This is a genomic window from Acidovorax sp. (genome assembly GCF_046314175.1).
In the GTDB taxonomy this organism is placed as follows: Bacteria; Pseudomonadota; Gammaproteobacteria; order Burkholderiales; family Burkholderiaceae_C; genus Acidovorax.
This window is the reverse complement of the sequence record NZ_JBKBXG010000046.1, coordinates 33,538-42,742: the sequence shown is the minus strand read 5'-3', so window position 1 is coordinate 42,742 and position 9,205 is coordinate 33,538. Positions and strand designations below refer to the sequence as shown.

Here is a 9,205-nt window from a genome sequence, read left to right as displayed (position 1 = left end):
TCCACGTCGCCCGCAGCCTCCACGGCGCGGCCTGAGGTAGCTATCACATTGGCCTGCATCATGCGGCTCATACCCGCCACGCCGATGGCGCTGAGCAGGCCCGCGATGGTGGTGGGGATCAGGCACACCAGCAGGGCCACCAGCACCACCAGGCTCACGGGCTCGCCCGCGCCGCTGGCCTGCACGCTGAACATGGAAAATGGCAGCAGCGTGACGACGACGCCCAGAAATACGATGGTCAGCGCCACCAGCAGGATGGTCAGCGCGATCTCGTTGGGCGTCTTTTGGCGCTTGGCGTTCTCGACCATGGCGATCATGCGGTCTACAAAGGTTTCGCCGGGGTTCACGGCCACGCGCACTACGATCCAGTCCGACAACACGCGGGTGCCGCCGGTCACGGCCGAGAAGTCTCCGCCCGATTCGCGGATCACCGGGGCGGATTCGCCGGTGATGGCGCTTTCGTCCACCGAGGCCACGCCGTCGATCACCTCGCCGTCGGCCGGTATGACGTCGCCCGCTTCAATCAGCACCACATCACCCTTGCGCAGGTTACTGGCTTCCAGCGGCAGCCAGGTCATGGCGGTGCGTGGGGTGTTGCGGTCGAATTGGCCGTCCAGCTTCTTGGCCCAGGTCTGCTTTTTCAGGCCACGCAGCGATGCCGCCTGGGCCTTGCTACGGCCTTCGGCCATGGCTTCGGCAAAGTTGGCAAACAGCACCGTGAACCACAGCCACAGGGCCACGGCGGCAGTGAAGGCCTCGGGTTTGCTGGCGGCCAGCGCGGTGGTGAAGGCGCTGCCTACGTACACCACAAACATCACCGGGTTGCGCCACTGCACGCGCGGGTCCAGCTTCTTGAAAGCCTCCAGCAGCGCAGGGCGTACCAGTGCGGGGTCGAACAGGGTCAATGTCTTGCGACTCATCACAATCTCCCAGCTATCTTCTTAACGTGGCCAGAGCATCAAATGCTCGACCACGGGGCCCAGCGCGAGCGCGGGCACATAGTTCAGCAAACCCACCAGCAGCACTACGCCCGCCAGCAGCACCACAAACAGCGGGCCGTGCGTGGGCAGGGTGCCATCGGTGGCGGTGGCGCGCTTCTTGGCGGCCAGGGACCCGGCCATGGCAAGCACCGGAACAATCACGCCAAAGCGCCCCAGCCACATGGCCACAGCCAGCAGCGTGTTGTAGAAAGGGGAGTTGGCCGACAGGCCTGCAAAGGCACTGCCGTTGTTGTTGGCGGCTGATGAAAGGCCGTACAGCACTTCAGAGAAGCCATGCGCTCCGGGGTTGGCCATCCCAGCGCGACCCGGCTCGCTCATCACGGCCACAGCCGTACCCAGCAGCACCAGCAGCGGGGTGACGAGGATGGCGATGGAGACGAGCTTCATCTCATGCACCTCGATCTTCTTGCCCAGGTGTTCAGGCGTGCGGCCAATCATCAGCCCCGCAATGAACACGGCCATGATGGCGAACACCAGCATGCCGTACAGGCCCGAGCCCACGCCGCCGAACACCACTTCGCCCAACTGCATGAGCACGATCGGCACCATGCCGCCCAGCGGGGTAAAGCTGTCGTGCATGGCAATCACCGCGCCGCAGCTGGCGGCCGTGGTGATGACGGCAAACAGCGCCGAGGTGACGATGCCAAAGCGTGTCTCCTTGCCTTCCATGTTGCCGCCGGCCTGCAATGTGCTGACGGCTTGGTCCACGCCCAGCGAGGCCAGCAACGGGTTGCCCTGCTGCTCAAAGGTGGTGGCCGCGACCACCGCCACCACGAACAACAAACTCATGGTGGCCAGAATGGTCCAGCCCTGGCGTTCGTCGCCCACCATGCGGCCAAACACAAGGCACAGCGCGGCGGGGATCAGGAAGATGGCCAGCATCTGCAGCAGGTTGCTGGCAGGTGAAGGGTTCTCGAACGGATGGGCCGAGTTGGCGTTGAAGAAGCCGCCCCCATTCGTGCCCAGCATCTTGATGGCCAGTTGCGACGCTACCGGCCCCATGGCCAGCGACTGCGTGGTTTGGGTGGTGGCCTCGGTCACCGCTGCGCCCTGGGCATCCAGCACCGGCTCGCCTGCGGCATCCAGCTTGGGCGCCTGGTAGCTCACGGGTTCCAGGGTCTGCACCTCGGTATAGGACGACAGGTTCTGAATGACCCCCTGGCCTGCGAACACGGTGGCAAGCACCAACGCCACCGGCAGCAGCACCCACAGGGTGGTGCGGGTCAGGTCTACCCACACATTGCCAATGCTTTGCACGGAATGCCGCGCAAACCCGCGCACCAGCGCCACTACCACCACAATGCCCGTGGCGGCAGACAGGAAGTTCTGCACCGTCAGCCCCAGCATCTGCGTGAGGTAGCTCATGCTGCTTTCGCCGCCGTAGCCCTGCCAGTTGGTGTTGGTAACAAAGCTAATGGCGGTGTTGAGCGCGGAATCCGGGGTGATTGCGGCCATGGCCTGCGGGTTGAGTGGCAACACCGCCTGCCAGCGCTGCAGCGCATACACGGCCAGCACGCCCAGGCCGTTGAACACCAGCAGGCCCAGCGCGTAGCGCAGCCAGCCGGTTTCTTCATCAGGCCGTACACCGGCCAGCTTGAACAACGGCCCTTCCAGCCGCCGCCCCAAGGCAAATCGGCCTGCCATCACGCCGTCGATATAACGCGCCAGCGGCCAGGCCAGCGCCAGCAGCAGTGCCATGAACACTGCCAATTGCAGCCAGGTACCGGTACTCACGAGAAGTCCTCCGGACGCAGCAACACTGCCACCAGGTATACGAAGAGGCCTGCAGCAAGCACGGCCGCCAGAATCATCCAGCCGCTGGTCATGACCGCCCCCCTTGCGCCTGCCGTTGCAGCAGCGCGCAGCCCTTTGCCAATCCATAGATGGTCAGCCAGAGCAGGCCTCCCACCGCCATAAAAACCAAGTCCATATCGTCCTCCTTGAGTCATGAACCGATGCTAGGAACGGCCGCATCAAGATGGGCGCAAGAGTGGGGGGCGGGGTATCAAGAACGCATCAAGAGGTGGATGCAACAGGGCCGGGTCGACCGAAAGGGGGGTTGTGATTTGCTATTAAAGTAATAGCTATAGGCGCTTGATAGTCAAGCGCTAGAGGATGTTTTTATTCATATTTTCTCTGTGGACCACCGAATTGCCGGTCTTGCACTGGCGCCTGGTGTCTTTGCGGCTGCGCGCCTTTGAGGGTGTCGCACGCACTCAGAGACTGATACCTGCCCCTTCTCATCACGGTTCTCGAGAGTGCGTACGTCGGCCTGGAGCACAGAAGCTCGCAAGCTGCGATCATCCCCACCCTGCATTCGCTTCTTTCCTCCATGACCCAGGCCACACCGCCCCGTCCCAGCGCTTCCAGTCCCATCGATTCGCTTGTCCCTCTCCTGTTTGTTGCGCTCTGGAGCACGGGCTTTATCGGCGCCAAGCTGGGGCTGCCGTATGTGGAGCCGCTGACGTTTTTGGCGCTGCGGTTTGCCATCGTCATCGTGCTCATGCTGGCCGTCGTGGCGGTAGCGCGTGCACCCTGGCCGCCGTCGGGCAAGGCCTGGTTGCACATCGGTGTGTCGGGCCTGCTGGTGCACGGCGTGTACCTGGGTGGGGTGTTCATCGCCATTGGGCATGGGCTGCCATCGGGCATCACGGCGCTGGTGGTGGGGTTGCAGCCACTGCTGACAGCCCTGGTGGCCGGGGCTTTGCTGGGCGAGAAGGTGCGGCCTGCCCAGTGGGCGGGCCTGGCCCTGGGCTTTACGGGTGTGGCGCTGGTGGTGGCCGGTAAGGTGGCTACCGTGCCTGGGGGCGCTTTGCTGGGCATGCTGCTGCCCGCTGTGGTCGCGCTGCTGGGCATCACGGCGGGCACGCTGTACCAGAAGCGGTTCTGCCCCTCGTTCGACTTGCGCACCGGCTCGGTCATCCAGTACCTGCCCTGTGCCGTGGCCATGGCCGTGGTCGCCTACGCGACCGAATCCATGGCCATATCGTGGACCGGCGAGTTTGTGTTTGCGCTGGGCTGGCTGGTGCTCGTGCTCTCACTGGGGGCCGTGAGCCTGCTGAACCTGCTCATCCGCCGGGGCGGCGCGGTGAACGTGGCCAGCCTGTTCTACCTGACCCCGCCCACCACGGCGCTGATCGCCTGGGCGATGTTTGGTGAAACGCTCAGCGGTTGGGCGCTGGCGGGGATGGCGCTGGCGGCTGCGGGCGTGTGGCTGGCGCGGCAGACCCGGTAGCGTCTTCAAAGGCCATGCGGATCACAGCTTGCGCAGCCGCTCCAGCGCGGCGCGCAGGGTGTCGTCCTTCTTGGCAAAGCAAAAGCGCACCACGCGCTGGTCAAAGCCGTCGCCGTAGAACGCCGACAACGGAATCGCCGCCACGCCCACTTCACGGGTGAGCCACTGGCAGAAGTCGGCTTCGTTTAGATCGCTGATCGCCGAAATGTCCACGCACTGGAAGTAGCTGCCTGTGCTGGGCAGCAACTTGAAGCGCGAACCCTCCAGGCCCTCGCGGAACAGGTCGCGCTTGGCTTGGTAGAACGCGGGCAGCTGCAGGTAGGGCGTGGGGTCTTGCAGGTAGGCGGCCAGGCCGTGCTGCATGGGCGTGTTGACGGTGAACACGTTGAACTGGTGCACCTTGCGAAACTCGGCCGTCAGCGCTGGGGGGGCCGCCAAGGTGCCGACCTTCCAGCCCGTGACGTGGAAGGTCTTGCCAAAGCTCGACACGATGAAGGCGCGGGCGGCCAGGCCCGCAAAGCGTGCGGCGCTTTGGTGCTCGGCACCGTCGAACACCATGTGCTCGTACACCTCGTCGCTGATGAGCAGGATGTCGGTGGGGGTGAGCAGGTCTTCGAGCTGGCGCATTTCCTCGGCCGTCCAGATGGTGGCGCTGGGGTTGTGCGGGCTGTTGATGACGATGGCGCGGGTGCGGGGCGTGATGGCCGCGCTGATCTTGGCAAAGTCAGGGCGGAAGGTGCCGGGCGTGAGCGGCACGCGCACGGCCTTGCCGCCGGCCAGATCGATGTTGGGTACATAGCTGTCGTAGCACGGGTCGAGCACGATGACCTCGTCGCCCGGGTGCACGACGGCCAGGATGGCGGTGATGATGGCCTGCGTGGCGCCGGCGGTGATGGTGATTTCGGTGTTGGGGTTGTAGGCGCGGCCATGCAGCGCTTCGATCTTGCGGGCCACGGCCTCGCGCAGCACTGGCACGCCGGGCATGGGTGGGTACTGGTTGTGGCCGGCCTGCATGGCGGCGGTGACGGCGTTCACCAGCTCAGGGGCGCATTCAAAGTCGGGGAAGCCCTGGCCCAGGTTGACGGCCTTATGTTCGTTGGCCAGGGCCGACATCACCGTGAAGATGGTGGTGCCGACGTGGGGCAGCTTGCTGGGGAAGGCTGGGGTGCGGGCGGCAGCGTTAGCTTGGGTCATGGCGCAACAACGTAAAAATCAAAGGTGTTTTGAAGACAGGCGAACTACGGCGAAGTCACAGCTCATAGTCGTTGACGTGCCCCGTCATCGCTCGGGCGATGAGGTCACGGCTCAGCCGGTCGCTGAGCAGTTCGGCAAATTTATAGACAAAGTTGCGCAGGTAGGCGCTGCGCTTGAAGGCAACGCGTGCCACGCTCTGCCCGAAAAGGTGGCCCACAGGGCGCACGGCCAGGTCGCCCACCGGGTCGTCGCGCATGGCCATCTCGGCCACGATGCCGATGCCCAGGCCCAGGCGCACGTAGGTTTTGATCACGTCCGAGTCGATGGCTTCGAGCACGATGCGCGGCTGAAGCTTGCGGGCGGCAAAGGCCTGGTCGATCTTGCCCCGGCCGGTGAACGAGGGGTGGTAGGTAATCAGCGCCTCATGCGCCAGGTCGTCCAGGCCGATGCGTTCCTTCTGCGCCAGCGGGTGGTCGTTGGGCACCACCAGCACGTGCTGCCATTCGTAGCAGGGCAGGGTGACGAGTTCGGGGTAGTCGGCCAGCGACTCGGTGGCCATGCCGATCTCGGCCACTTCGTCGATCACCATGCGCGCCACTTCGTGCGGCGTGGCCTGGTGCAGGCTGATGTTGACCTTGGGGTAGGCCTCGCGCAGACGGGCCACGGGCACGGGCAGCACGTAGCGGGCCTGGGTGTGGGTGGTGGCGATGCTGAGGGTGCCGCTGTCTTGTGCGCTGAACTGTTCGCCGATGCGCTTCAAGTTGCCCACCTCGCGCATGATGACTTCGATGCTTTTGAGCACGTGCTGGCCCGGCTCGGTAATGCGCTTGAGCCGTTTGCCGTGGCGGGCAAAGATGTCCACGCCCAGTTCTTCTTCCAGCTCGATGATGGCCTTGGATACGCCGGGCTGGGAGGTGTGCAGGGCCTTTGCGGCTTCGGTCAGGTTGAGGTTACGGCGGGCGGCCTCTTGAACGAAGCGGAACTGGTGCAGGTTCATATCTGATAACGCCTAAAGAGTTGCATCATTATGCTGCAAGCATCTAAAGGGTTTCAGGTACGAGGGGCCTCGCAGGCGATTTCTGCCATCAATGCGGTCATGCGCGGGTCTTCGCCGATGGCGGTCTGCACATGGAATTGAACGCCGGGGTGGGCTGCGCGCAGGTCCTGCACCAGCAGGGGCAGGTCTTCGCGCGCATGTTTACCCGTGCCCAGGAACATGGGCACCACGGTGACCTGCGTGGCCCCCTGTGCGGCGAGTTGCTGCGCGGCATCTGCTAGCGATGGGGTGCACAGCTCCAGGTATGCGCAAAGGACCGGCCTGCCAGGCTGTTGGTCGGCGATGCGGGCCGCAACGGCCTCCATTGGCAGGCGCCAGAGTGGATCACGTGAACCATGTGCAAATAAAATGATAGCTGCTTGCGCTTGCTGCATATGCGTTAGAGTCCAAAAAGGCTTGAAATTTTTTGCCGCCGGGCCGCCCCAAGATACAAAGCGGCGCCCTCGGGTGGCAGCGGCCACACGAAGTGGGCAAGCGTGGGGGCCATTTTCCTACCGGCGAAGCACTAGCCAGCCAAAGGCCGCCAGTGACAGCACGGAATAGATGAGGCCCGGTGCCGCAGCGGTAAGCCACGGTGACCAGTTCTGTAGATTGCCCGCGTAGCCAAACACATTGTTCAGCAGGAAGAAGCTGATGCCCGCCATCACCCCGCCAAACACATAGCCTGCAATGCCGCCCGAGCGGAAATGCAGGTAGGCAAAGGGCAGTGCCAGCACCACCATCACCAGGCAACTGAGGGGGTAAAAAACCTTACGCCAGAACTCGATTTCGTACCGCTGCGCGGCCTGGCCATTGGCGTCGAGGTGGCGAATGTACTGGAAGAGGTCAATGGTAGCCATTCGATCTGGCTTGAGTAGCGAGGCGGCGACCATGTCGGCGCTGATGCGGGTGGGCCATTGCAGGGTGGGGGCGTCCAGGTGCTCCACGCGGGCCTCGTCGCTGCCACGTTGCTCGAACCGGCTGCGCTGCACGGCTTCAAGCTCCCACGCGCCATCAGAGCCAAAGTGGCCCGATGCTGCGCGGGTCTGCGAGGCGAGGCGGCCTCTGGCGTCAAACTCGAAAATTCGCACGTCCAGCATGCCACCCTCGGTGGTCAGTGCGCGCACGTTGACGGCATAGGAGCGATCGTCCTGCCGCTCTTTGAGCCACGCTCCGGTGGCACCGGTGGTCAGGCTGCCCAGGTACCGCACCTTGACCAGTTGTGCCGCCCGGTCCGTCCAGGGGGCAACGTAGTCGCCAATGGCAAAGGTCAGCAAAACAAAGAACCCGCCGAGCGTGAGCAGGGTGCGCAACGCGCGCCAGGGGCCCATGCCGCTGGTGCGCATGATGGTGAACTCCGAGCTTTGCGCCAGCCGAGCCATCACAAAGATGGTGCCAATCAGCACCGTGATGGGGAGAAGCTCATACAAATGGCTGGGAATGCTGAGCACCACAAACAAAAGGGCGTGCGACAGCTGATAGCCGTCGGCGCCCGTGCGGCCCACCCAGCGGAGTTCATCCACCAGGTCAAAAAAGAAGAACAGTGCCAGAAAGCCTGCAGTGACAAAGCTGACGGCGAACAGTGCTTCGCGGTGAATCAGGCGTCGGATAGTTTTCATGCGGGGCTCCGGGGCGAGCGCGGCGCCTTGGTGCGCCACAGGCTGGCCAGCGTCCACTGGTTGTGCCGCGCTGCCAGGACCGCCAGCGACATCAGCAGCATGCCGCCGTGCAGCATGAGCATGAAACTGACGAGTCCCAGACGGCCAGCACCCACCCAGCTTTGCCCCAGGGTCATGAGGTTGTAGTAGACGATGAAGCCGAAAAGCGCAAACACCAACCCGGTGCTGCGTGCGGCGCGCGGGTTGACGCTGGCCACGGCCAGGCCCAGCACCACGAAGTTAAGCGCTGCAAACGCGAGCCCCAGGCGCCAGCCCAGCTCTGCACGGTAGGCGGGCAGGGGCTGCATCAGCAGCTCGTGCGTGGCGCGGGTCTTGACGGAGAGTTCTTCGGCCGAGCCTGTGGGCGCAGAGCCAATGCGCGTTCCGTATTCTTCAAATTCGCTGATCTTGACGCCGGGTTTGTCGCGGGAGGTCTCCAGCCGCTGACCATCGCTCAGCAAAGCCATGCGCTCGCCGTTCTGTGTCTCAAGCCGGGCACTGCGGGCGGAAGTGACGGACTCGCGCACGCCGTCGGTAGCGGCAATGAAGATGTTGTTGCCGGCCTGGTTGTCGGGGCTGTCCTTGTCGATGAAGAACACCCGGCTGCCGTCGGACGACTCCTGAAACTGCCCAGGCGCAATACGGTCGATGTCACTGCGCTGTTCATACTGGGTTTTGAGTTCCTGAATCTGCGAATTGGCCCAGGGCCAGACCAGCAGCGACAACACCGCAATGACCAGCATGACAGGCCATGCAAACCGCACCAGGGGCTTGAGCAGACTGATGAGGCCGCGCCCGCTGGCGAACCAGATCACCATTTCACTGTCACGGTACATGCGCGACAGCGTGGCGACCACGGCGATGAAGAGGCTGAGGCTCAAGATGGTGGGCAACTGCCCCAGGACGGTGAAGCCCATGACCAGCATCACGTCAGACGGGCTGACGCTGCCTTTGGATGCCTGACCCAAGGTGCGGATGAGCATCATGGTCATGACCACGGTCACCAGCACCACAAGCGTCGCGCCAAAGCTGCGGGCCAGCTCTTTGCGGATGGATGAATCGAATAACATTGGCTAAGAGC

At 63.8% G+C, this 9,205-nt stretch carries 9 protein-coding genes; 1 reads left to right on the top strand and 8 read right to left on the bottom strand.

Features of this window, described 5'->3' with window-relative positions; all coding sequences use genetic code 11:
- From ACK4OE_RS14515 to kdpF, 3 genes are all read right to left on the bottom strand, one after another.
- Nucleotides 1-920, bottom strand: a 920-nt coding sequence (locus ACK4OE_RS14515) for an HAD-IC family P-type ATPase (protein ID WP_409885516.1), incomplete at its 3' end; no start/stop codon positions are given.
- A 21-nt stretch (nt 921-941) separates the two neighbouring features.
- Nucleotides 942-2,735, bottom strand: coding sequence for a potassium-transporting ATPase subunit KdpA (gene kdpA / locus ACK4OE_RS14510; RefSeq protein ID WP_409885515.1), 1,794 nt, complete (start codon nt 2,733-2,735; stop codon nt 942-944).
- On the bottom strand, nt 2,732-2,812 hold the full coding sequence (gene kdpF / locus ACK4OE_RS14505) for a K(+)-transporting ATPase subunit F (protein WP_409885518.1): 81 nt from the start codon (nt 2,810-2,812) through the stop codon (nt 2,732-2,734). The genes kdpA and kdpF overlap by 4 nt, the downstream gene beginning before the upstream one ends.
- 521 nt (nt 2,813-3,333) lie before the next feature.
- On the opposite strand from kdpF, the gene ACK4OE_RS14500 reads away from it, so the two are divergent.
- Nucleotides 3,334-4,236, top strand: coding sequence for a DMT family transporter (locus ACK4OE_RS14500; protein WP_409885514.1), 903 nt, complete (start codon nt 3,334-3,336; stop codon nt 4,234-4,236).
- A gap of 21 nt (nt 4,237-4,257) precedes the next feature.
- On the opposite strand, the gene ACK4OE_RS14495 is transcribed toward ACK4OE_RS14500, so the two are convergent.
- From ACK4OE_RS14495 to lptF, 5 genes are all read right to left on the bottom strand, one after another.
- The gene (locus tag ACK4OE_RS14495) at nt 4,258-5,430 is read right to left on the bottom strand and encodes a pyridoxal phosphate-dependent aminotransferase (RefSeq protein WP_409885513.1); all 1,173 of its coding nucleotides are present in this window, start codon (nt 5,428-5,430) and stop codon (nt 4,258-4,260) included.
- A 55-nt stretch (nt 5,431-5,485) separates the two neighbouring features.
- Complete coding sequence (locus ACK4OE_RS14490; protein WP_010458783.1) at nt 5,486-6,427, bottom strand: CysB family HTH-type transcriptional regulator; 942 nt, start codon at nt 6,425-6,427, stop codon at nt 5,486-5,488.
- 53 nt (nt 6,428-6,480) lie between these two features.
- Entirely contained in the window at nt 6,481-6,861 is a 381-nt protein-coding gene (locus tag ACK4OE_RS14485) for a sirohydrochlorin chelatase (RefSeq protein WP_409885512.1), read from the bottom strand.
- 117 nt (nt 6,862-6,978) lie between these two features.
- On the bottom strand, nt 6,979-8,085 hold the full coding sequence (gene lptG, locus ACK4OE_RS14480; protein ID WP_409885511.1) for an LPS export ABC transporter permease LptG: 1,107 nt from the start codon (nt 8,083-8,085) through the stop codon (nt 6,979-6,981).
- Nucleotides 8,082-9,194 (bottom strand): LPS export ABC transporter permease LptF, encoded by a 1,113-nt coding sequence (lptF, locus tag ACK4OE_RS14475; protein WP_409885510.1) that lies wholly within the window; start codon nt 9,192-9,194, stop codon nt 8,082-8,084. The genes lptG and lptF overlap by 4 nt, the downstream gene beginning before the upstream one ends.
- Nucleotides 9,195-9,205: the final 11 nt, after the last annotated feature.